Origin of the sequence: Streptomyces sp. NBC_01304, assembly GCF_035975855.1 — a bacterium.
In the GTDB taxonomy this organism is placed as follows: domain Bacteria; phylum Actinomycetota; class Actinomycetes; order Streptomycetales; family Streptomycetaceae; genus Streptomyces.
The window spans coordinates 1,522,704-1,543,812 of record NZ_CP109055.1 but is presented as its reverse complement, the minus strand read 5'-3'; the positions used below and the strand labels follow the sequence as shown (position 1 = coordinate 1,543,812).

Sequence of the window (21,109 nt, the reverse complement as noted above, 5' to 3'; positions counted from 1 at the left end):
CGCTGACCACCTGCGTGATGAGGGATGCGCCATGCAGCAGGCGATCACGGTCCAGGAAGCCCGGCAGGAAGTGAGTGCCGGGCTTTTGGAGGAGGAACTGGATTTGGCGACGGAGGTTGCCGAACTACGCGCCCAGAATGACCAATTGAGCCGCGCCCTGACCAGCCGCTCCGTGATCGACCAGGCGCGCGGCATGGTGATGGTCGTGGCGCCGTGTTCCAGTGAGCGGGCCTGGGGCCTGCTGGTGGACGTCTCGCAGCACTGCAACGTCAAACTCCGGGTCGTGGCGGCCGCCCTGGTCGCCACGGCCGACGATGAGGCGCTTCCGGAACACATGCAACGCGAGCTGCGCGGTGCACTGCGGCGCCTGCACGCGGCCGGCTGACTGTGACCGGCAACAGCGCCCTGCGAGTGGGAGCGGAACGAGACCAACGGGCGGCACCGGAAGCTGTGAACTCAACTCTCCGGTGCCTTCGTCCTGGCCGGCCGACGGACGCTCTCCTCGGGTAGCCCGCCTGATGCACCCCAAACACAGGCCGGACAGCCCTTGGCGGTCCGGTCCGCTCACGTGGGACGGGGCAGGCTGGTGTGGGCGGTGCCCGACGCGCCGGAAGGCGCTGTGGCCGGGGTGGTAGGGGTGGCGCTGAGGGCGAGCAGGGCGACGTCGTCGGCTGGGCCGGCGGGAAACGTACCGAGCAACGCGGTGAGGTCGTTGATGATTGCCGAGGCGCCGATGGCCGGACGGGTCGCGGCATGGTGACTGAGGTGGGCGGCCAATCCGGTCTCGCCGAACCGGGCGCCGTGGGATGTTCGGGCCTTGATGAGACCGTCGCTGTAGAGGAACAGCGCCTCGCCGGGAGCGAGGCGCAAACTGCGGCAGGTGAAGTCTGCCTGGGCCAGGGCGCCGACGAGCATTCCGCCGGGCAGGTTCACGGGCTCGGCGCGGGCGGCGGCCGGTGCGGGTCCGCCGTAGAGAGGCGGGCGCAGGTGGTAGGCCGGGAGGTGGCCGCCGCCGGTCAGAGTGAGGGCGAAGCCGCCCGCGGGGTCGGCGGCCAGGGTGCCGAAGGTGAGGGTGCAGAAGCGGCTGCCGTCGTCCGGGTCGAGCAGCAGGGTGGCGTTCAGCGTCCGCAGGACGGCGCGGGGGTCGGGTTCCAGCAGGGCGGTGGAGCGCAGGGTGTAGCGGATCAGCGAGGTGACCGCGGCGGCCGGTGCGCCACGGCCGCTGACATCGCCGAGGAAGAACGCCCAGCGCCGCGCGTCCAGCGGGAAGACGTCGTAGAAGTCGCCGCCCACGTCGTGGACCGAGGCGGTGGTGTAGTGGCAGGCCGCCTCGAGCCCCGGCACCTCCGGCAGGGCGGGAGGCAACAGGGTGCGCTGCAGGGTGGAGGCGAACGCGGCGATCTCCGCCCGGTCGCGCTCGGTCCGCTCACGCGCAGCGTGCTCGACCGCCAGTAGCTCGCGTTCCACCCGCAGCATCTGCATCGCGGACAGCCGCAGTTCCAGCTCGTCCATCACCAGCGCGGCCAGATCCGCCAGGGCGCCGGCCTGGTCGGCAGTGATCCGGCGGGGCTCGGTGTCCAGGACGTCGACGGTGCCGAGGCGGTATCCGTCGCTGGTGATGATGGGGGCGGCGGCGTAGAAACGTACCCGCGTCGGCCCGGTCACCAGGGGGTGGGTGTGGGCCAGCGGATCAGCCAGCGCATCGGGGACGATCAGGATGTCGTCGGCGAGCATCGCCGAGGTGCTCAGCCCTGGATCCCGGCCGGTCTGGGTGACGCCCGCCAGTCCGTACACGGCCTTGAACCAGACCCGATCGGTGTCCACGATCGTCACCGTCGCCGCCGGTGCGTCGAAGAGGCGCGCGGCCAGTGCGGCGATCCGGTCGAACGCCCCGTCGGGCGGGGTGTCCAGGATGTCGTACCGGCGCACTGCCGCGATCCGCCGTGCCTCCAGCTTGGGCGACCACTCCATGCGCCTCGTCCGCTCCCATCGGGTCCGAGCCGTGCTGGGCTGCCAACTCTGCCGACTATTCGGGCCGTTGGGTGCGGTCGTTGTGCGCGAGGCCGTCCGGATGCTCTGCCGTGCGCTCGCCGAGCGGAAGCACCAGGACCCGCAGGGCGGTGGCGCCGGGCGGTTCCCGGCGGATCTCTCCGACGTCCTGCCAGCCCCAGGACTGAAGGGCCGCGCAGGCGGTGCGATCAGACCGGTCCACCGAGGTGATGCCGAGGGATGCCTGGTGGTCGGCGAGCAGCCGCTCCTGCAGCCGACGCGCGAGACCGCGATGCTGCCCATGCGGGTGAACGACGACTTCGGTGATCGCGAAAACATGCCCGGACGCGGTCAGTTGCTCGATGTTCTGCGGCAGCGGCCCGTCGAACCCCTGCCACCAGGAGCCGTCGCGCACGACAGGGAATCCGTAGGCGCAGCCCACCACGGACTGCGCCTCCGCGATCAGCATGACGAATCCGGGCATCTGTACGTTGTCCGCCAGGCGGTGCAAGAACTCCTGTCGGCCGCGGAACTCTTCGCCGGGCCGGGTGGTCGAGGACTCCACATACAGGTCTGCGAGGTCCTCCCGGAGGTCCTCGGCCTGCCAGCGGTTCAGTCTGCGTAGCCGCACGGTGTCCATCGGGGACGGCTGTGACTCTTCGGCTTCGTCGGGGTGCGGCGGAATGCGCATGGGACGCCTCGGTTCAGAAGACCGGGTGGACGTACGGGGCAATGATCGTGGCCAACTGGCCCTGCGCCGCCGGGGACTGGGACGTCTCTCACCAGCATAGCTCCGGACCGAAGCCGAGGCCCCGGCCGGTTGGAGGCACGAGGCCGGCGGGTTGCGCGCAGCCCTCGCCCCGGTGTCATGCGGATGCCGTACGGGACCTCCGCCAGGTCGTTCCGTTTGGTGCCGCTGCCCGCGGCTACCCGGCCACGCACAGCCCCAAGTGTGGGCTCATCCACCGGAAGGCACACCATGTCCACCGGTTTCCTCATCGCCCTGCTCGTGGTGGTGATCCTCATCGCCGGACTGCTCGCCGCCAAGTTCCTCGCGGGCGAGGGCGCCAGCGGCCTGCGCCATCGCTTCGGCCCGGAGTACGAGCGGACCGTGGCCCAGTACGACGGTGACACCAAGGCGGCCAAGAAGGACCTGGACGGCCGGGTCCACCGCCACGGTGACCTGAAGGTCCACCCGCTGACGGCCGAGGCGTACGACCAGTACGCCGCCGAATGGTCCTATGCCCAGGAGGAGTTCGTCGACGCCCCCGCCAAGGCGGCGGCCCATGCCGACGGGGTGATCGGGGGGCTCGCGCAGGAGCGCGGCTTCCCGGCCGAACCGTACCGGGAGCAGCTCGCCGCGCTCTCGGTGCACCACCCGCAGCACCTGGAGAGCTACCGCCGCCTGCACGCGGCCGTCCACCACTCCGATGCAGGCAAGAGCAGGACGGAGGACCTGCGCGACCTCTTCGTGCACGCCCGCGCCTTCTACGACGACCTTGCCGGAGAACGGCCCGGCGCCGCGTGCTCACAGCACAGTGACGAGCCCGAGCGGCGCCCCTGGGGGACCTTGCGGCGCCGCGACGCCAGCCGAGGGAGCACGCCGTGACCGAAGCCCAGCAACCCGCGCGCAGGCCCGATCCCCAAGAACCCATGTCGCTGTCCGAGCCCCGCCGGCCCACCCGCCTGCCGGAGCCCGGCACGGCACTCCCGCCGGGCGAGCGTGACAAGCTGCAGCTGCGCCTCCAGCACGCCGTCAACGGCTTCGTGGATGCACCACGGTTGGCCGTCGAGGAAGCCGACGCACTGCTCGGCGAACTCATCACCACGGTCGGCCAGATCCTCGGTGAACGCCATGCCGTGCTGCGCGAGTCTGACCCGAATCCACCTGATCCGCGAGAACTGTGGGGCAGCCCTTTGGGGGCACCTCTGACGGGGCCGGGGGCCGCCTGTTGATCGAGATCGGTGAGGTCCGCGCCGCACGACTGCCGCGCGCCGCTTCCTGATGCGGCATGACGCCCGGTGCTACGAGCCGTCGTACGGAAAGGGGCGTCACCAGACTCGGAGGGGGCGAAGGAGCCGACGTTCCGTAGTCGCGGGCGACCCCGATGGGCCTGAGGCTGCTGGCGTCTTCTCCTTTGGCTCCTCGTTACGTTGGTGCCGCCCGTGGTCGACGTCATCCTGGGCGCACGCTATGACTCGGCCGGGTCGCCAAGGCCCGGCCTCTGGTCCTTTGCTCAACGCCGGCGTCCACGGCCTCGGCCCCGGGCAGCCCATCCGGATCCCACACCGCCCGAGTGCAGTGCAAGGAGGGCAAGTCCGACAAGCATGAGACCGGTCGGGCTGAAGATCGCCTCGGTCGACGTCTCGGTGGCGTGGATGATGAAGGCGATGACGAAGAGCACAGCTGCTGCGAAGGCGAGCATTTACCTACTCCTGCCAGGGGGCGATGCGCCTCAGCCCGTTGCGAGGTCTGCGTCGCTGTCGGCCGTGTTCCCCTATGTCAGCCAGTCATTCGGGCGGCCCGAGGTTTCATTCAGCTGTCGAGGCGGGTCGTCGGGTAGGGCGAGCCGCCACTGCGGAAATCCCGCGGGGACGGTCATCCTCCACATCGCGGACATCACAGCACTGATTCTGATCCTTTGGATCGCCTTCTTCCTGCTCAACGCCAACACTGCCAACAGCGCGGTGGACTGGATCCACGATGCGGCGAATTGACTCTCGGGCCGGTCGCGCGGCCTGATCACTGCCGAGTCGGACAACTGGCGCACCGTGGTCAACTACGCCATGAGGGTCAGGTATCCAGGCCGGCGAGCGGCTCGGCATTGTCGATGAAGGCACGGGCCACGTCAGACAGGCGCCGGTTGTGGGCGCGGGCGTAGCCGCGCAGCGCACTGAAGGCTTGTTCCATGTCGATGTTCCGGCGTTCGGCGAGTTTGCCCTTGGCCTGTTCGATCAGTACGCGGCTGTTGAGCGCGGTCTGGAGCTGCTCGTTGAGGACGGTGCTGCGCTGGGTCGAGCGCTGCTGCAGCAGGCTGATGGTCGCGACGTCGGCCAGGGCCTGGGCGATGGAAGCGCCGAACGGGTCGAAGGGGCCCGGCGTGGCTCGGAAGAGGTTGAGGGCGCCGACGACCTCGTCCCGCAGTCGCATCGGCACGGCCTGGACCGCGCCGAACCCGCACAGGTCCGCCGCCTCGGTGAACCGCGGCCACCGCGCGGTCTGCGTGCTCAGGTCCGCCACGGTCACCGGCACGCCGCCATGGAAGCACTCCAGGCAGGGGCCCTCGTCGCTTTGGAGCTGGAAAAGTTCCAGGAGGCGTACCTGCTCGTCGGAGGCGGCCATGACGCGCAGTTCACCGTCGTGGTCGGCAAGGAGCACACCGGCCGCGGTCACGTCGAGTATGCCCACGCAGCGGTCGGTCAGCAGGCGCAGGAAGTCGATCAGATCGAAGTCGGCTACCAGGTTGTCGGCCAGTTCGACGAAGGTCTTGGCCAGCAGCTGCTCATTCATCGGACACACCCTTGACGGAGAGTAGTACCGCCCCGAGGGAGCGGGAAGTGCAGCAGAGGGCATTGTCGATGTCGGGGCGCGAGGACGTCAGCCATGGTGATCGCCCGGATCCGTGTCGTCAGCGAGGTGGAGCCTGTGGGCCACCACGTCGGCGGCGACATCAGACAGGCGGCGGCCATGGGCGTAGGAGTAGGCGCGCAGCCGGATGAAGGCTTCCTCGATGCCGACGCCGAGCTGGACCGTGAGCATGCCGATGGCCTGGTCGATCTCGGCCCGGTATCCGCCCAGATCTGCAGCGTCTTCGTGTGCGGTGTCCGCGTCGGGGGGCGCTCCCGTCGCGTCGATCTGCGTGTCGAGCAGAACGAGGGTAGCCGTGCGGGCGAAGGCCAGGGCATCGGCCAGTTCCTCCACGTCCAACGTGCCGGGTGCATTGCCGTACAGGTCGAGCACTCCTGGGCTGATCGCCCCGATCTGTAGGGGGAAGGCGAAGACCGCGCGTGCTCCGGCCTCCAGGGCTGCTTCCGCGAACACCGGCCAGTGGTCCTGTAGTTCGCCGTTCCGCAGATCAGGTGTCAGGACGGCGGTCTGATGGGTGAAGGCATCCACGCAAGGTCCCTCGCCGAGAGTGAGCTGCAGTTCTTCCAACTTCTCGCTGATCTCGTCGGTGCTGCACAGGGGATGGCTGGCCGCAGTGCTGGACATCGCGGACACCCCGGCACCGTTCACCGGCAACGCGACCACGGCCGCCGTGCACACGTCCATCACGCCGACCTGCCCACCTCGCTGGGCCGCCTGTTCGGCGACCAGCAACTGGATCCGGACCGACCGGCCGTTGGACCTCACCCGGGCCACCGGGGCCGGGCATGGTGGGCAAGCCCTTCCAGCCTCTGTGGCGTTCGTTCACCGACGGGAAGCACCAGCACCCAAAACGCTGCGGGACCGGCGGGGCGCCAGATCTCTCCGAGGTCCCACCATCCCCAGGACCGGACCGAATCGAGAGCAGGATGATCGTCATGAGCCACCAGGGTGACGCCCAGCGACGCATGGTGATCGGCAAGCAGCCGCTCCTGTAAGCGGCTGGCCACCTCCAACTCCTGTGCATGTGGGCGGACCAGGAGATGGGTGATCGCGAACACGCCTCCAGACTCGGTGAGTTGCCGGACGCTGAGCGGCAGCACGCCGTCGAAGCCGAGCCACCACAAGCCGTCACGGGGGACCGGGAATCCGAACGCGCACCCTGCCAAGTCCACCGTCTCCGCGATCACCATGGCGAACCCCGGCCGCCGGGTGTCACCGCCGAGGCGGCTCAGGAAGTCGAGGCGGCTGCGACTTCGGAAGGGCTCGCTGGGAGATGTCGCGCAGAACGCCGCGTGCAGATCCGCCAGGTCCTCGCGCATGTCCTCCGCCAGCCAGCGGTTCACGCGACGCACACGCACTCCGTCCTTGGCGGAGGATCCCTCGGTGCCGGGTTTCCGTGACAGCGCTCGGCCGGGCCGGGCCTTCACGGCACACCGCCCGAGGTGACCGGCGCGGCGGGGGTGAGGCGGCGCAGGGTCTCGAGGCACGGCACGGGCAGCGTTGCCGGCATGGGTGCGGGAACGGGGTTTGGCAGGAGAGCCGTTGCCGGGGTGGGCGCAGGGCTTGAGAGGAGGAAGGTGCAGCGGGCGAGGGTGATCATCCGGGTCAGCATGGGTGGCGGGTAGTGCAGCTGGAGCGAGCCGCCGGCTGTGTTGATCTGCTGCGCCGCCTTGATGAAGGCGTTGAGGCCGGTGCAGTCGCAGAAGATGACGGGGGTGAGGTCGATGTCGAATGTGCGGATGCCGTCGCGCAGACATCGCTCCAGCGTCTCGCGCAGCAGGGGTACGGACTCCAGGTCGATCTCACCGGACAGGGTGATCAGGGCCCGGGTGTTCCGGTCGTGCCGGTAGACGTTCAATTGCGGTAACGCCATGGCGCCTCGGTTCGCAAGACCCGCCGGGCAGTTGCAGCACGACGGAGCCGGGGTTCTCGGGCACCGGGCGTGCTCTCGGCGGGGTGTAGGTACGGCGGAGGCAGGTGGAAGGCCGGTCCAGTAGAAGAGGAACCCGCCAGTCCCCCAGGGGGATGCGTCAGGTGAGGGGACGAGCAATCCGCTACCCGCAGCCATCCGTTGGAGCAACAACGAGCCGCCGGGGTCTGGGACGTCCACCGCTGAGCATAGTCCCCGGACCGGCCCGACGGGCGGCCGGAAGCCGTGCCCGCTTGGAGTGAGCCGATGCCCGCAAAGTGAAGCCGTGAACGCATGTTCGTTGCCCGGCAAGGTACTTGGACACGCAGGGTGCAACGTGGCCGTCGGTGGCCGCCCGGGCACGCCAGGCCCTGTACCGCCCGAGGAGGTGGCTTCCCATGACGGAGCCGAACAGTTCCACCCTGCAGAAGGCCAAGCCCGACGAATCCCGCACCGGCCTGGGCACAGTGCTGCCGGCCGAATCTGAGCTGCGCGGCAAGACGACCATCGCGGACGGTGTGGTGGAGAAGATGGCCGGGATCGCCGCGCGGGAGGTCCCCGGAATCCACGCCCTGGGTGGCGGATTCACCCGCACCATCGGGTCGATGCGCGACCGGGTTCCCGGCGGGGGCGCGAGCGCGGGGCGCGGCGTCAAGGTCGAAGTCGGTGAGAAGCAGACCGCCATCGACCTTCAGGTCGTCGTGGAATACGGGATCAGCATCACCGAGGTCGCCGCAGAGGTCCGCGAGAACGTGATCGGCGCGGTGGAACGGATGACGGGCCTGGAAGTCGTCGAGGTGAACATCGCCGTCAACGACGTGCACCTGCCGGACGACGACGAGCCGGACACCGGCGAGGGCCGCGTCCAGTAGCGCCGTCGAGCCAGGCTCCGTACAGCTGGGCAGGAACGCTCGCCTCATGGAGGTGACGAGCCGGCGTTCAAAGCCGACCTTGTAGAGGGTGGATCGCCTGGTACCGCCCAGCGCCGGCGTCCACCGCCTCGTCGGGGAGTCCACCCAGCCCCCCACGCCGCCCATGTGCACGGCGAGGAGGGCGAGTCCGACGAGGGCAGCGCAGAGGGGGGCCTGTGACGGGGTGAATTGGCGGGCCTCCCTTGGAGACCCGCCGCCCCTCCCGCGGTCAGCGCAGCCAACCGTTCCGGCTGACGAACGGGAGTTTGGCCCAGCGCCTGCCGAGGCCCAGGGCATCGCCGGCGGCTGCCGCTGCGAGGGCGATGAGGGCGACGGCGTAGATGACGTGGTATTCGACGAGTGGGTTCGTGGACAGGCTCGGCGAGCCGTCGGAGAGGGTCTTCGCGGGCGGCCATTCGGCGATCCACATCAGCGCCATCATCAAGGTGCCGGCGACTGCGGCGAACCGCAGTGCCACACCGGCGATCAGTGCGATGCCGATGCCGAGCAGGCCGAGCATGAACAGCCAGTTCGCCCAGGTGTCCCCGGCCCAGCCGTGGAACGTGGACTCCATCGGCCCTGCGGCCACGCTGCTGAGGAAGCCCTGGGTGGGTGAGCCGCCGTCGATCCAGCCCTTGCCGGACGGGGTTGCGTAGCCGACCCCGAAGGTCTTGTCGAGGAAGGCCCACAGGAAGGCGAACCCGATGAGCAGACGCAGGGACGCGAAGGCGTAGGCCCGACCGGCGCGGGTGCCGGTGCGTTCCGACACGGCGGGCTCGCGTGCGGAGGTGGTCCGGTTCCTGCGCGACGACGGCAGGTGGAAGCCCGGGTGCCGCTGAGGGTGCTCGTGCACGGCCATGGTGGTGATCCCTTCGGGACAGTGGGGTCCTTGCTTGACACCGCTCACTCTCGTCGGCGTGGGTGAGCGGCGCCGGATGCCGATGGGGTGCGGGTAGAGGGCTGAACGGCCCTGATCTCAGGGCTGGTTGGGTCGCCTGGCGGATGCCTGCGTAACGCTCAAACCGGTGCGGTCCTGCGCGGACTCTGGTCCGCCGGCGGATCACGAGGTGACGCTGCGGACAGCCCGTGTGCCCTGAAGTCGGGCGGACGCATCGCGAGATGGCGCTGTTTGGCGTGCCGAGGGTCGGCACGACATCGCTGAGTTCCTGGTTGAGTGCGGTTGTACTGCCTCGACGCTGCCGTACGACAGCGTCGCTTGTGGGCCGCTGATGGCGTAGCCGTCATGGAAGAGCGGTCACACGCGGCAGCGGCGCTCGGTGACGGGAACGATCAACACGGGGCAGTGCGACCGGTGCAGCAACGTGTGCGCGACGGAGCCGAGTTGCCGGCCGCGTGCGCCGGCACCGTGTCGGCGGGCGATCACGACGACGTCCGCTGTCCGGGTGGCCTCGAGCAGAGTCTGCGGGGCACCGGTAGCTTGGCGCGTCTTCGTGAGGGCTCGCGGTTGCGGTTCGCCGGCTGCCCGAGCCGATGCGTCGTCAGCTGGCAGGCGCGACGCAGAGGAACCGAGGCGCTCGTGGGCCATGGGCACTGGCACCACGTGCTGGTGGGCCGAGGTGCGCAGGGTCCGCAGCCACGCACCGCGTAGCTCGGCCTCCTCGAGGGCGTATGCCGTCGCGCCGGTCCGCGGCTCGCGGTCGAGCACGAGCAGTACTTCGCCGTACGGGCGCGGCGCACCATCGCCCCGTACGACGAGCAGCGGACCGCCCGCGAACGAGGCCAGGCGCCGGCTCACCGAGCCGAATGCCGCTCCGGCGAGTCCACCGAAGCTCCGGCAGCCGACGACTGTGAGCGTGGCATCGCGTGCGCGCGTCGCGAGGACGGCAGCCGCGTTCCCCGCGACCGGGAGCGTGGTGATCGGAAGCCCGGGGTGGCGGGCACGTACTCGTGCGGCCGCGGAGACAAGGACCGGGCCGGCCACGTCGAGGTCGGGGACGGCGTACACGATCTCCAGGGCCGCAGTGCGCCGGGCTGCCTCCTCGGCAGCCCGGTCCAGGGCGCGTACGGAGTTCAGAGAACCGTCCACACCGACGGTGACGCGACGGATGATCATGGCGTTCCTCCCTTTCGGCGGTGGCCAGGGGCCTGCGCCGGGAGCCGGGTCAGACGTGCGGGACCACCACGGCGGGGCAGGCCACGTGGCGGATGACGGAGTGCGCGACCCGGCCCAGGCGGGCTCCGGGCAGGCGTCGGCCGATGACCACCAGAGAGGCGCCCAGGGACGCCTTGAGGAGGGTGTGGCCGGCGTGTCCGTAAACGAGGTGTTCGGTGACGGGCGTGTCCGGGAACTTGCGCTGCCACGGCTGCAGGGTCGCGGTGAGGGCTTGCCGGGTGTCCGTCTCCAGGTCGGTGGTGTCGGCCGTGACGGTGATCGCGGGGATGTACGTCGAGAGCGGCGGCAGGGTCCAGGCGTGCACGACTTCGAGCGGTGCGTTCCGGGACGCGGCGGCGCCGAACGCGTACGAGAGCAGGTCGTCGCTCGGCTGCGTGAGATCGAGGCCGAGGACCACCGGGCGGTACGGCGTCGTGCGTGATGAGGCTTCCTCGGCGTCGGGTTCGTGGGCGTCCTCGGGGAGTTCGCCGGCGCGGACGAGGACGACCGGACGTTCGGCGCGGGAGGCCACCCCGAGGGCGACCGAGCCAACCATGAAGGCGGCGAATCCGCTGAAGCCCCGGGAGCCGAGGATCAGCTCTTCTGCCTCGGTCGCCGCTTCCACCAGGGCCGGGACGGGCGGTCCGGTGATGTGCCGGGCGTGGAGCTCCAGGGCCGGGTGGGCGTAGGAGAGGCCGACGACGGCCCGGCTCAGGGCGCCGGTCAACCGGTCTGCGCTGACGTCGAGTTCGGGGAGTCCGGTGCGTGAGCGGGGACCGTCGGTGGCGTGCAGCAGCTGCAGCGTGAGGCCGCGGCGTACGGCTTCGCGGGCGGCCCAGGCGGCGGCGTCCAGGCTTTCCCGCGAGCCGTCGAGGCCGACGGTGATGACACGGTTCATGACTCACCTCCATTGGTGACAAGAGCGGTTCAGTAGGGCCAGGCCCAGTCCGCGACCTCGGGCAGGTCGGTGCCGTGGGCGCGGATCCAGGCGTGGTGGCGGGTGCGGGTGTCGGCCATCTGCTGGCGTACGGAGGCGGCCCGGACGGCGAGGCCGGGGACGCGGTCGATGACGTCCATGACCAGTCGGTACCGGTCGAGGTCGTTGCGTACGACCATGTCGAAGGGGGTCGTGGTGGTGCCGGACTCCTTGTAGCCGCGCACGTGCAGGTGCGCGTGGCCGGTGCGGCGGTAGACGAGGCGGTGGATCAGCCAGGGGTAGCCGTGGTAGGCGAAGATCACCGGCTTGTCGCGGGTGAACAGGGCGTCGTACTCGGAGTCGGGCATGCCGTGCGGGTGTTCCTCACGCGGCATCAGACGGGCGATGTCGATGACGTTGACGACCCGGACCGTGAGCTCGGGCAGGTGCCCGCGCAACAGGGCAGCGGCGGCCAGGACTTCCTGAGTGGGCACGTCGCCCGCGCAGGCGAGCACGACGTCCGGTTCGCCGGTGCCGTCCTCGGTGCCTGCCCAGTCCCAGATGCCCGCGCCGCGTGCGCAGTGGGCGCGGGCCTCGTCGAGGGAGAGCCAGTCGAAGCAGGGCTGCTTGCCCGCGACGATCACGTTGACGTAGTCCCGGCTGTTGAGGGCGTGTTCGGCCACCGACAGGAGGGTGTTGGCGTCCGGCGGGAAGTAGACGCGGACGACCTCGGGGCTCTTGTTGAGCACGTGGTCGACGAAGCCGGGGTCCTGGTGGCTGAAGCCGTTGTGGTCCTGGCGCCACACGTGCGAGGTCAGCAGGTAGTTGAGGGACGGAACAGGCGCCCGCCACGGCAGGGCGAGGGATGACTTGAGCCACTTGATGTGCTGGTTCACCATCGAGTCGACGATGTGCACGAAGGCTTCGTACGACGAGAACAGCCCGTGCCGGCCGGTCAGCAGATAGCCCTCGAGCCAGCCCTGGCAGAGGTGCTCGGACAGCACCTCCATGACGCGGCCGTCACGGGCCAGGTGCTGGTCGGTGGCCAGGGTCTGGGCCTGCCATGCCTTTCCGGTCTGCTCGAGCAGGGCCCCCAGGCGGTTGGATTCCGTCTCGTCGGGGCCGACCACGCGGAAATCACGCCGCCCGGCGGTGTCCGCCATCACGGCGGCGAGCAGATCGCCGAGTACCCGTGTCGGTTCGTGCAGGGTGCTGCCCGGTTTGTCGACGGGGACGGCGAAGTCCTCCAGTGGGCGGATCGGCAGACTGCGGGTGAGCAGACCGCCGTTGGCGTGCGGGGTGGAGCCCAGGCGCCTGGTGCCCTCGGGGATGCAGGCGAGGACCTCGGGGCGGGGGCGGCCGTCGGCGTCGAAGAGCTCGTGCGGCCGGTAGGAGCGCAGCCACTGGTCCAACTGGCGCAGATGGTCAGGGTTTTCACGTACGGCGGAGAGAGGGACCTGATGAGCGCGCCAGGTGTCCTCGACCGGGATGCCGTCGACGCTCGCCGGGCCGGTCCAGCCCTTGGGGGTGCGCAGCACGATCATGGGCCAGCGGGGACGGCCCTTGGCGGCGGGGGCATCGGCCTTGATACGAGTGATGCGGTCGAGCGCCTGGTCCAGGGCGTGAACGAGGTCGCGGTGGACCCGGTCGGGCTCACTGCCCGTGACATACAGCGGCTCGTGTCCGTATCCCTTGAGCAGGGCGTCGAGTTCGTCCTGGGGGATGCGTGACAGGACCGTCGGATTGGCGATCTTGTAGCCGTTGAGGTGCAGGATCGGCAGGACCGCGCCGTCGTGCACCGGGTCGAGGAATTTGGTGGAGTGCCAGGACGCGGCAAGCGGGCCGGTCTCCGCTTCTCCGTCGCCGATCACACAGGCGACCAGCAGATGCGGGTTGTCGAACGCGGCTCCGTACGCATGGGCCAGGGAGTAGCCGAGTTCACCGCCCTCGTGGATCGAGCCGGGCGTCTCCGGTGCGACATGGCTCGGAACGCCGCCGGGAAACGAGAACTGCCCGAAGAGCCGGGCCATCCCGGCCGCGTCGCGGGTGACATCGGGGTAGGTCTGCGAGTAACTGCCGTCCAACCAGGACCCGGCGAGCACCGCCGGGCCGCCGTGGCCGGGACCCCAGATGCACAGAGTCTCCTGGCCGCGCTCCTTGATGATCCGGTTGAGGTGTGTGTACACGAGGTTGAGGCCGGGAGAGGTGCCCCAGTGGCCGAGCAGCCGCGGCTTGATGTGCTCGGGCCTGAGCGGCTCGGTGAGCAGCGGGTTGTCCATCAGGTAGATCTGGCCGGCCGCCAGGTAGTTGGCGGCGCGCCAATGTGCGTCCAGGGTGGAGAGCTGGTTCCTGGGCATGAGGCGCTTGCCTTCCGTCGGGGTACGCGAGTGGTCGTGCAGGGAGCGGGTTCCACGGGCGGCCGGGGTCAGGCCGCCGGTCCGCCTGAGGTGGTGTTCGGGCTCAGAGGTGCGGAACCACCGCGACCGGGCAGCTCGCGTGGTGCAGCACGGCGTGATTGACCGGTCCGAGCTGCATGCCGACGTGCCCCTTGCGGCGACGGGCGCCGACCACGAGCAGGTCCGCCGTCTTCGCGGAGTCGAGCAGCGCGGTGCGGGCCCGGCCCTCGACGACCTCGCGGCGCACGGTGCGGTCGCGGTGGACGGATAGCTGCTCGCGCAGCGCCTGCGCCAACTCGCCCTCGGCAAGCAGCCGATGGGCATCCGTGGCATCCTCGGCGCGCGGATGGTCGGGGAGTTCGTGCGCGGGGCAGCGCCACGCATGCACGGCCCGCACCTCTGCGTCTCGGCGCTCGGCGGCGTGGAACGCGAACTCCAGGACGGGCGCCGCATCCTCGGCGCTGTCCACGCCGACGGCCACCTGACCGAAGCCGCCCGCCAGATTCTGCTCGGCTCCGCGCACCACGATCACCGGGCACTCGGCCTGCGCGGCGACCGCCAGGCTCACCGACCCGAGCAACAGGCCGGTCAGTTCGCCCCTGCCCCGGCTACCGACGACCACGGCACCGGCCTCGCGGCTCTCCTCGATCAGCGCAGCCGCCGGGTCGGCGGGCAGGACCTGACCGGTGGCCTTCACGGCGACCGTGCGGCGGTAGGCCCGCTCGACGGCCTGCGCCACGATGGTGTCCGCGTACACCCGGACCGAGCTTCGGTTGATCTCGAAGGACGGTTCGCGGCCCTCGTACCACTCCCAGCTCGACCCATGCAGGATGCGCAGCTCGGTGCCACGCCGCAGGGCCTCGTCCACGGCCCAGTCCAGGGCGCGGAGGCTGGACTCCGAGCCGTCCACGCCCACTGCCAGCGGTTGCTCCATGGTCGTCAACTCCCCTTCGGGCGCAGCCCGGTGTGGCCGCGCTCCTCATCGAACGCTGGCACCGGCGGCAGAGGGTGGACAGGGGCGAACCGGCCCTGGTGAGGGCCGACCGGCCCGCACCGCCGGCAGTGACCGCGAGCAGGCCACAGGCCGACCGGACCTCGTCCGGGGCCCCTTGGCCTCTCGGCAGTCGACACGCCGGAGGTGGACGGTGGGTTCGTCAACCGGCCGGCGAGCAGCGGGAGAGGGACGACATGACCGCCACTCCATCCCCGCCCGACGGGTGCATGCCCTGCTGTCGGACGGCACGACCGTCCGCATGCGTCCCGCCGAGGTCGAAGACCACGACGCGGCGCTGCACCTATACGAGGCGCCGCAGAACCTGCGGCTGAGGTTCCGACGGCGTCGTCGCGGTCGTGGACAAGCTCACCTACTGCTGCGACGACTCCCATCTGCAGCCCAGTGACCAGGCGTTGCACGGCATCGCCGACGACTGGCTGCACAAGCTGCGAGGAGGCAGCCATGGCCAGGACCGTCCTGGTGACGTACGGAACGAAGTACGGGGCGACCGCCGACATCGCACGCAGCATCGGCGACGCACTGCGGGGGCACGACTGCACCGTGGAGGTCCGCCCGGCGGACGAGGTGCGAGACCTCGGAACGTACAACGCGGTGATCCTCGGCGGAGCCCTGTACGCGGGCCGCTGGCACCGCGACGCACGCCGCTTCGCCCGCCGCCACGGCAAGGCGCTGGAACGCGTGCCCGTGTGGCTGTTCAGCAGCGGCCCCCTGGACGACTCGGCCCCCGGCCGGCCGCCGACTGCCCAGGTGCGGCGGCTCATCCGCCGCCTCGACGCGCGAGGCCACCGGACCTTCGGTGGCCGGCTCGACGACACTGCCCGCGGCCGCATGGCCCGGATGATCGTCGACTCCGGGAAGGGCGGCGACTTTCGCGACACCTCCGCCATCACCTCCTGGGCTCAGGACATCGCCAGGGAGCTGCCGCAGGACACCAAGTCGTGAAGGCTGCCCTCCTGCAACGCAGTTGGCGCCACGATCCCTTGCGGCGCCGCTGCGACCTGGTGGCGGCCTGGACGTCGCCGTCCTGTTCCAAGGCGTGCCGGCCGCGGGAACGGCCACCGCGCTGACGGCATGAGGAGACGCACAGGCGGAGGCTCATGCCCAGGCACGTACGCGTCACCACGGGCGGGCCCACCTCATCGAGGACGCGCCACCAGTGGCGCCCAGGCAGGGCGGCAGGGCCCTTACTGCGGGGTACCGGTGCCCTGGACGGATTCCGACGGCACCTGACGTACGGTCACCGCCAAGGTTCCTGCCGGAACGGCACGCGGCGAGGCTGTCGGCATATGGCTCGACCAGCGAGGACTCATCGCTGCAGCGCCCCTGGCCACCGAGGACACCACCGGCCGGGCGATCGGCGTTGGCGTGGCAACCGCCGCAGCGATCGTGGCCCTCACATTCACGCTGCGCTGGTCCCTGCGCGGATTGGCATTACGCCACCGTATGTCCGAGCGGGAGCGCGACTGGGGCGTGGTCGGGCCCGAGTGGGGCAGCCGTCGGGGCTGAACGGACCGTCGACAGGCCCGAACGGCCCCTGCTGCATGCCCTTGTCCGCGCAGGACGCTGGTAGCAGACCGGACCAGAGCCGAGGAGGCAGCCATGACCACCACCGCCACCCCCCGCATGGTGCAGGTCCTGTCGACCGAGCACCGAGGCCGCCTCATGCGCATCGCCCGTGAGGTCAACATCCCCCAGGACACCCGCCTGTTCAACGAGGGCGGCCACGCCGACCGCTTCTGGATCATCCGCTCCGGCACCATCGCCCTCGACCTGTATGTGCCAGGCCGCCAGGCCCAGGTCGTCGAGCGGCTCGGCTTCGGTGAACTCGTCGGCTGGTCCTGGCTGTTCACCCCGTACGTCTGGCAGATGGGCGCCACCGCCGAGACCCCGGTCCGTGCACACGAGTTCGACGCCATGGCGGTGCGTTCGATGTGCGCCGACGACCCCGAGCTGGGTCGGGCGCTCGCCCAGTGGGTGGGCAAGGTCCTCGCTCACCGCCTGCAGTCTGCCCGCACCCGGCTGCTCGACCTGTACGCCCCGTACGGCAGTGGTGGCGCGCGATGACCGCCATGTACCGAGTGGTGGCTCGCTGGCCCGAAACATGCGATAGCGCCACCCTGCGAATGGACCCGGAGGGCGAGCCACTGCCCGGCTTCGTGGCCGGACAGTTCGCCCGCATCGGGAGGCACGCCGTCCCGGTCAGCGCCCTGCCCACGACCGGCGGTCTCGGCGTCACCGTGCGAAAGGCCGAAGCCACGGTGTACGCGGCCGCGGTTGGCGACCACCTGGATGTCGCCGGGCCGTTCGGGACCGGCTGGCACCTGGAGAAGGCCCTCGGCCATGACTTGCTGGTCATCGCGCACGGTATGGGGCTCGCCTCGCTGCGGCCGCTGATCCGGGACGTGGTCGCCGACCCCAGGGCATACGGACGCCTGAACCTCCTGCTGGGCGCACCGGAGTCAACGGCCCTCATGGCTCGCTACGAGACCCGCTGCTGGGCCACCGCCTTCACGGGGATCACGGTCGACCGCCCCGGCCTCGACTGGTATGGCGGCATCGGCCCTGTGCACGCACTCCTGGCCCGCGCCCGCTTCGACCCCGACCGCGCCACCGTTTTCCTGTGCGCGCCCAGCCAACTGGCCCGTGACACCGGGCAGGAGCTCCTGCGCCACGGCTTGCCGGCCGACCGGATCGTCATCGGCTCGCTCACCGACGACCGACCCACCACACCCGCGCACATCTGCACTTGGGGAGAGGCTGATGCCTGAGTCGACGCACAAGGTCAGCTCTCCGTACAAGGTCAGCGACGTGATGACGCACACGGTGGTCGCTGTCGGCCGTGACGCCCCCTTCAAGGAGATCGTCGAGCTGCTCGACGAATGGAAGATCAGCGCCCTGCCGGTCCGGTCCGGTGAGGGCCGCGTCATCGGCGTCGTGTCCGAGGCGGACCTGCTGCCCAAGGAGGAGTTCCGCGACGACGACCCGACCCGGTACGACGTGCTGCGCCGCCTCTCCGACCTCGCCAAGGCGGGCGCCGTGACGGCCGGAGAGCTGATGACCAGCCCCGCGGTCACCGTGCACGCAGATGCCACGCTCGCCGGGGCTGCCCGAGTCATGGCCCGGCGCCGCGTCAAGCGCCTGCCGGTCGTGGACAACTCCGGTCTTCTGCAAGGGATCGTCAGCCGAGGCGACCTGCTCAAGGTGTTCCTGCGCGAAGACGAGCAGATCGCCGACGAGATCAGCCGCACGATCCTCGCGCGGCTGCCGGCGATCTCCGAAGTGACCGTCTCCGTCGCCGGCGGTGTCGCCACGGTCGGTGGCCGGCTGCGTGACCGGGCGCTCGTGCCCGTCCTGGCGCGGGCCATCCGTGCGATTGAGGGCGTCGTCGACATCAAGGTAGACGTCGTACGCCCGTGAACGCACAGTTGGCACAGGGCCGTTCGGCCCCTGGTGTGCGCGACCACGCACCGGTCAGTCTCGTACGAGCCGTCGCCCGAAGTCGCCCGTGAGGGAGCCCCGATGACCGCACCGCCCCCCACACCACAGCCGCCCATCAGGGTCTTCCTCCTCGACGACCACGAAGTGGTCCGCCGCGGCCTGAGCGACCTGCTCGGCGCCGAACCCGACATCGAAGTCGTGGGCGAGGCCGGCACCGGCGAACAGGCCCTCGTGCGCGGCCCGGCCCTGCGCCCCGACGTCGCCGTCCTCGACGTACGCCTGCCCGACAGCGACGGCATCGCCGTCTGCCGCGAACTGCGCTCGCACATGCCGGAGTTGGCGTGTCTGATGCTGACGTCGTTCGACGACGAGGACGCCCTCCTCGACGCCATCATGGCGGGTGCGGCGGGCTACGTCCTGAAGCAGATCAAGGGATCCGACCTGGTTACCGCCGTCCGCACGGTCGCCGCCGGCCAGTCGTTGCTCGACCCGGCGACCACGGCCCGCCTCATGCGCAGCCTGCGCGGCCCGGACGAGACCGAGCAGCCCGCCGGGGACCCACGGCTGACCGGCCTCACCGACCGCGAACGCGCCATCCTCGCCCTCATCGGCCAGGGCCTCACCAACCGGCAGATCGGCAAACAGCTCTACCTGTCCGAGAAGACGGTCAAGAATCAGATCTCCCGCCTCCTCGCCAAACTGGGTGTGGCGCGCCGCATCCAGGCCGCCGTCATCGCGGCCCAGGCCCCACCCCTGCCAGACACATCCCTCTGACGTCCGGCCGGCTACGCCCCACTGGACCCGGACAGCGGAACCCGCCACACCAGCCGCGTCCCGCCGTCGCCGCCGGGGCCGACCGCCAGCTCACCGTTGAGCTGCTCGGCCCGTTCGGCCAGGTTCCGCAGCCCGCTGCGTCGGCCCGCGCCGCTCTGCGTACCGACGCCGTCGTCCTCAACGGTCAGCACCAGCTGCCCTGTGCGTACGACGAGAGACACCTCGGCCCGCGCGGCTCGCGCATGCCGGGCGACATTCGACAGTCCCTCCACCACCACGGCCACCACATCGTCGGCCACCGGGCGCGGCACATTCGTCTCCAGCAGGCCCTCCATCCGCAGCGCCGCGGTGAAGCCGAGCCCCGGCCCGGCCTCCTCGGCCGCCCGCACCAGACGGACCCGCAGGCCCGGTGCCACGCCGGGGGCATCGTCCTCGCGAAGCCCGAAGATGGTCGACCGGATGATCTTGATCGTGGTGTCCAGATCGTCCACGGCGCGCTGCAGCCGCTCCACCGCCTCCGGATGCTCCACGAACCGCTGCGCACTCTGCAACGTCATGCCCGTCGCGAAGAGCCGCTGGATCGCCAGGTCATGCAGGTCACGGGCGATACGGTCCCGGTCGGCCAGGAGGCTGACCTGCTCGGCGTCGCGCCGCCGGTCGGCCAGTTCCAGCGCGAGCGCTGCCTGCCCGGCGAACCCCGTCAGCGGCGCCGTCTCCAACGGTCCGAACGCCGGGCGGCCCGCCCTCCGCCCGAGCAGCAGCACACCCCGCACGCCGTCCCCGGTGCTCATCGGCACGGCCACGACGGGTCCGATCCCGTCCCACCGTTCGGGCCGGAACGTCAGCCGCCCGTCCTTGCCCGCCTCGGCTGTCTCCACCAACGCGCCCGCATCAAGAGCCGCCCCCGCGAACGTCCCCTCCCGGGGCAGCAGCACGCCTTCATGTGCCTGGGCGCCCTGCCCCAGGGCAAGCACGGGCTTCAACTCACCTGAGGGTTGCACCAGTTGTACGACGCCCAGCTCGGCAGACGTGAGCTGCTGTGCCCTCTCGACCATCAGCTCAAGGACCCGTGCCTCCGAAGCCCCGGACAACAGCTCACTGGTGACCTCGGCGCTCACCTCCAGCCACCGCTGCCGCAGGCGCGCCTCCTCGTACAGCCGCGCGTTCTCGATCGCGATCCCGGCAGCGACCGCAAGAGTGGAGAGCACCGCCTCGTCCTCGGCGTCGAACTGCCCCGCACCGCGCTTCTCCGTCAGGTACAGGTTCCCGAACACCTTGTCCCGCACCCGGATCGGTACTCCTAGGAACGAGTGCATCGGCGGATGGTGCGCCGGGAACCCTGACGACGCCGGATGCTCGGACAGCTCCGCGAGCCGCAGCGGCTCCGGATTTCGGATCAGCTCGCCGAGCAGCCCGTGTCCGGACGGCAAGTCCCCGATCTCCGCTCGTAGTTCGTCACTGATCCCCACCGGCAGGAACTCATCGAGGAGCTGTCCCTGCCCGATCACGCCCAGTGCTCCGTATCCGGCGTCCACCAGCGCCACCGCGGTCTCCGCGATCCGCTGCAGCACCTGCGCCAGATCCAGTTCCCGGCCCACCGAAAGCACCGCTTCGAGCAGCGTGTGCAGCCGATCCCGGGTCCCGCGTACTGCTCCGATCCGTGCCTGCAGCTCTTCGAGCAGCTCATCCAGCCGCAGCCGTGTCAGCTGCCCTGACCCCCGCGCATGGTCCTCGCCCATCGGTGCCTCCCGGAGCGGATGTGGCAGGCATCCGAGCCCAAGGTAGTCGGCGTTGACGATGCAGGGGAGAGGCCGCCGGACAGCGGGTTCCTGCACCGGTCGGCACGGTCAGGGCAAGGCGCGCGGCACAGCGAGCCGCTGACGCTGATCAGGATGGGGGTCTGTGTCCAGCTGCCACGAGCGTAAAACCACCGTGTGGTGTCGTCACAGGCCGCAGGGCGCCAACTTGGACACCGCTGTGATTGCCTTTCATGCGCGTTGCGCGAGCGCCTCAGGCATCCCGGCCGATGCCATGACGGCCACTTCGGGCACACCCCGAG

General features: G+C 70.4%; 22 protein-coding genes and 1 pseudogene. 11 read left to right on the top strand and 12 right to left on the bottom strand.

What is annotated here, in order from left to right; genetic code table 11:
* Nucleotides 1-31: 31 nt before the first annotated feature.
* On the top strand, nucleotides 32-385 hold the full coding sequence (locus tag OG430_RS06815; protein ID WP_327351511.1) for an ANTAR domain-containing protein: 354 nt from the start codon (nucleotides 32-34) through the stop codon (nucleotides 383-385).
* 179 nt (nucleotides 386-564) lie between these two features.
* Here OG430_RS06815 and OG430_RS06810 read toward each other — a convergent pair whose 3' ends face one another.
* Both OG430_RS06810 and OG430_RS06805 read right to left on the bottom strand, forming a co-directional pair.
* A complete protein-coding gene (locus OG430_RS06810; RefSeq protein WP_327351510.1) occupies nucleotides 565-1,971 on the bottom strand; it encodes a PP2C family protein-serine/threonine phosphatase in 1,407 nt (468 codons plus the stop codon).
* Nucleotides 1,972-2,026: 55 nt separating this feature from the next.
* Entirely contained in the window at nucleotides 2,027-2,680 is a 654-nt protein-coding gene (locus tag OG430_RS06805) for a GNAT family N-acetyltransferase (RefSeq protein WP_327351509.1), read from the bottom strand.
* 288 nt (nucleotides 2,681-2,968) lie between these two features.
* On the opposite strand from OG430_RS06805, the gene OG430_RS06800 reads away from it, so the two are divergent.
* The 3 genes from OG430_RS06800 to OG430_RS06790 all read left to right on the top strand — a co-directional run bounded on the left by OG430_RS06800 (nucleotide 2,969) and on the right by OG430_RS06790 (nucleotide 4,707).
* Entirely contained in the window at nucleotides 2,969-3,598 is a 630-nt protein-coding gene (locus OG430_RS06800; RefSeq protein WP_327351508.1) for a hypothetical protein, read from the top strand.
* On the top strand, nucleotides 3,595-3,945 hold the full coding sequence (locus tag OG430_RS06795; protein ID WP_327359498.1) for a hypothetical protein: 351 nt from the start codon (nucleotides 3,595-3,597) through the stop codon (nucleotides 3,943-3,945). Before OG430_RS06800 ends, OG430_RS06795 begins: the two co-directional genes overlap by 4 nt.
* A gap of 372 nt (nucleotides 3,946-4,317) precedes the next feature.
* Nucleotides 4,318-4,707: a hypothetical protein gene (locus tag OG430_RS06790; protein ID WP_327359497.1), complete on the top strand. Its 390-nt coding sequence runs from the start codon at nucleotides 4,318-4,320 to the stop codon at nucleotides 4,705-4,707.
* 76 nt (nucleotides 4,708-4,783) lie between these two features.
* Here the strand turns inward: OG430_RS06790 and OG430_RS06785 are convergent, their stop codons facing one another.
* From OG430_RS06785 to OG430_RS06770, 4 genes are all read right to left on the bottom strand, one after another.
* Nucleotides 4,784-5,500, bottom strand: coding sequence for a GAF and ANTAR domain-containing protein (locus OG430_RS06785; RefSeq protein WP_327351507.1), 717 nt, complete (start codon nucleotides 5,498-5,500; stop codon nucleotides 4,784-4,786).
* An 87-nt stretch (nucleotides 5,501-5,587) separates the two neighbouring features.
* The gene (locus tag OG430_RS06780) at nucleotides 5,588-6,343 is read right to left on the bottom strand and encodes a GAF and ANTAR domain-containing protein (RefSeq protein ID WP_327351506.1); all 756 of its coding nucleotides are present in this window, start codon (nucleotides 6,341-6,343) and stop codon (nucleotides 5,588-5,590) included.
* Complete coding sequence (locus OG430_RS06775; RefSeq protein ID WP_327351505.1) at nucleotides 6,340-6,921, bottom strand: hypothetical protein; 582 nt, start codon at nucleotides 6,919-6,921, stop codon at nucleotides 6,340-6,342. Before OG430_RS06775 ends, OG430_RS06780 begins: the two co-directional genes overlap by 4 nt.
* A gap of 80 nt (nucleotides 6,922-7,001) precedes the next feature.
* The gene (locus OG430_RS06770; protein ID WP_327351504.1) at nucleotides 7,002-7,451 is read right to left on the bottom strand and encodes an STAS domain-containing protein; all 450 of its coding nucleotides are present in this window, start codon (nucleotides 7,449-7,451) and stop codon (nucleotides 7,002-7,004) included.
* A gap of 434 nt (nucleotides 7,452-7,885) precedes the next feature.
* Between OG430_RS06770 and OG430_RS06765 the strand changes: the two genes are divergently transcribed.
* Nucleotides 7,886-8,359, top strand: coding sequence for an Asp23/Gls24 family envelope stress response protein (locus OG430_RS06765; protein WP_327351503.1), 474 nt, complete (start codon nucleotides 7,886-7,888; stop codon nucleotides 8,357-8,359).
* 268 nt (nucleotides 8,360-8,627) lie between these two features.
* Here the strand turns inward: OG430_RS06765 and OG430_RS06760 are convergent, their stop codons facing one another.
* The 5 genes from OG430_RS06760 to OG430_RS06740 all read right to left on the bottom strand — a co-directional run bounded on the left by OG430_RS06760 (nucleotide 8,628) and on the right by OG430_RS06740 (nucleotide 14,757).
* Complete coding sequence (locus OG430_RS06760) at nucleotides 8,628-9,257, bottom strand: DoxX family membrane protein (protein ID WP_327351502.1); 630 nt, start codon at nucleotides 9,255-9,257, stop codon at nucleotides 8,628-8,630.
* A 396-nt stretch (nucleotides 9,258-9,653) separates the two neighbouring features.
* Nucleotides 9,654-10,472: a universal stress protein gene (locus OG430_RS06755; protein ID WP_327351501.1), complete on the bottom strand. Its 819-nt coding sequence runs from the start codon at nucleotides 10,470-10,472 to the stop codon at nucleotides 9,654-9,656.
* 49 nt (nucleotides 10,473-10,521) lie between these two features.
* Nucleotides 10,522-11,409 carry a universal stress protein gene (locus OG430_RS06750; RefSeq protein WP_327351500.1) on the bottom strand — a complete coding sequence of 296 codons (888 nt, stop codon included), beginning with the start codon at nucleotides 11,407-11,409 and terminating at the stop codon, nucleotides 10,522-10,524.
* Nucleotides 11,410-11,438: 29 nt separating this feature from the next.
* Nucleotides 11,439-13,826 (bottom strand): phosphoketolase family protein, encoded by a 2,388-nt coding sequence (locus OG430_RS06745; protein WP_327358979.1) that lies wholly within the window; start codon nucleotides 13,824-13,826, stop codon nucleotides 11,439-11,441.
* Between the two features lie 61 nt (nucleotides 13,827-13,887).
* Nucleotides 13,888-14,757 carry a universal stress protein gene (locus OG430_RS06740; protein ID WP_327351499.1) on the bottom strand — a complete coding sequence of 290 codons (870 nt, stop codon included), beginning with the start codon at nucleotides 14,755-14,757 and terminating at the stop codon, nucleotides 13,888-13,890.
* A gap of 398 nt (nucleotides 14,758-15,155) precedes the next feature.
* On the opposite strand from OG430_RS06740, the pseudogene OG430_RS49425 reads away from it, so the two are divergent.
* From OG430_RS49425 to OG430_RS06715, 6 genes and pseudogenes are all read left to right on the top strand, one after another.
* A pseudogene (locus OG430_RS49425) lies at nucleotides 15,156-15,266 on the top strand (CBS domain-containing protein); the annotation flags it as partial.
* A 13-nt stretch (nucleotides 15,267-15,279) separates the two neighbouring features.
* Nucleotides 15,280-15,780 carry a flavodoxin domain-containing protein gene (locus tag OG430_RS06735; protein ID WP_327351498.1) on the top strand — a complete coding sequence of 167 codons (501 nt, stop codon included), beginning with the start codon at nucleotides 15,280-15,282 and terminating at the stop codon, nucleotides 15,778-15,780.
* A gap of 657 nt (nucleotides 15,781-16,437) precedes the next feature.
* Nucleotides 16,438-16,902: a Crp/Fnr family transcriptional regulator gene (locus OG430_RS06730; protein ID WP_327351497.1), complete on the top strand. Its 465-nt coding sequence runs from the start codon at nucleotides 16,438-16,440 to the stop codon at nucleotides 16,900-16,902.
* Between the two features lie 59 nt (nucleotides 16,903-16,961).
* Nucleotides 16,962-17,606: an oxidoreductase gene (locus OG430_RS06725; protein ID WP_327351496.1), complete on the top strand. Its 645-nt coding sequence runs from the start codon at nucleotides 16,962-16,964 to the stop codon at nucleotides 17,604-17,606.
* On the top strand, nucleotides 17,599-18,255 hold the full coding sequence (locus OG430_RS06720) for a CBS domain-containing protein (RefSeq protein WP_327351495.1): 657 nt from the start codon (nucleotides 17,599-17,601) through the stop codon (nucleotides 18,253-18,255). Before OG430_RS06725 ends, OG430_RS06720 begins: the two co-directional genes overlap by 8 nt.
* A gap of 102 nt (nucleotides 18,256-18,357) precedes the next feature.
* Complete coding sequence (locus OG430_RS06715; RefSeq protein ID WP_327351494.1) at nucleotides 18,358-19,050, top strand: response regulator transcription factor; 693 nt, start codon at nucleotides 18,358-18,360, stop codon at nucleotides 19,048-19,050.
* A gap of 11 nt (nucleotides 19,051-19,061) precedes the next feature.
* Here the strand turns inward: OG430_RS06715 and OG430_RS06710 are convergent, their stop codons facing one another.
* Nucleotides 19,062-20,789 (bottom strand): sensor histidine kinase, encoded by a 1,728-nt coding sequence (locus tag OG430_RS06710; RefSeq protein ID WP_327351493.1) that lies wholly within the window; start codon nucleotides 20,787-20,789, stop codon nucleotides 19,062-19,064.
* Between the last annotated feature and the right edge of the window lie 320 nt (nucleotides 20,790-21,109).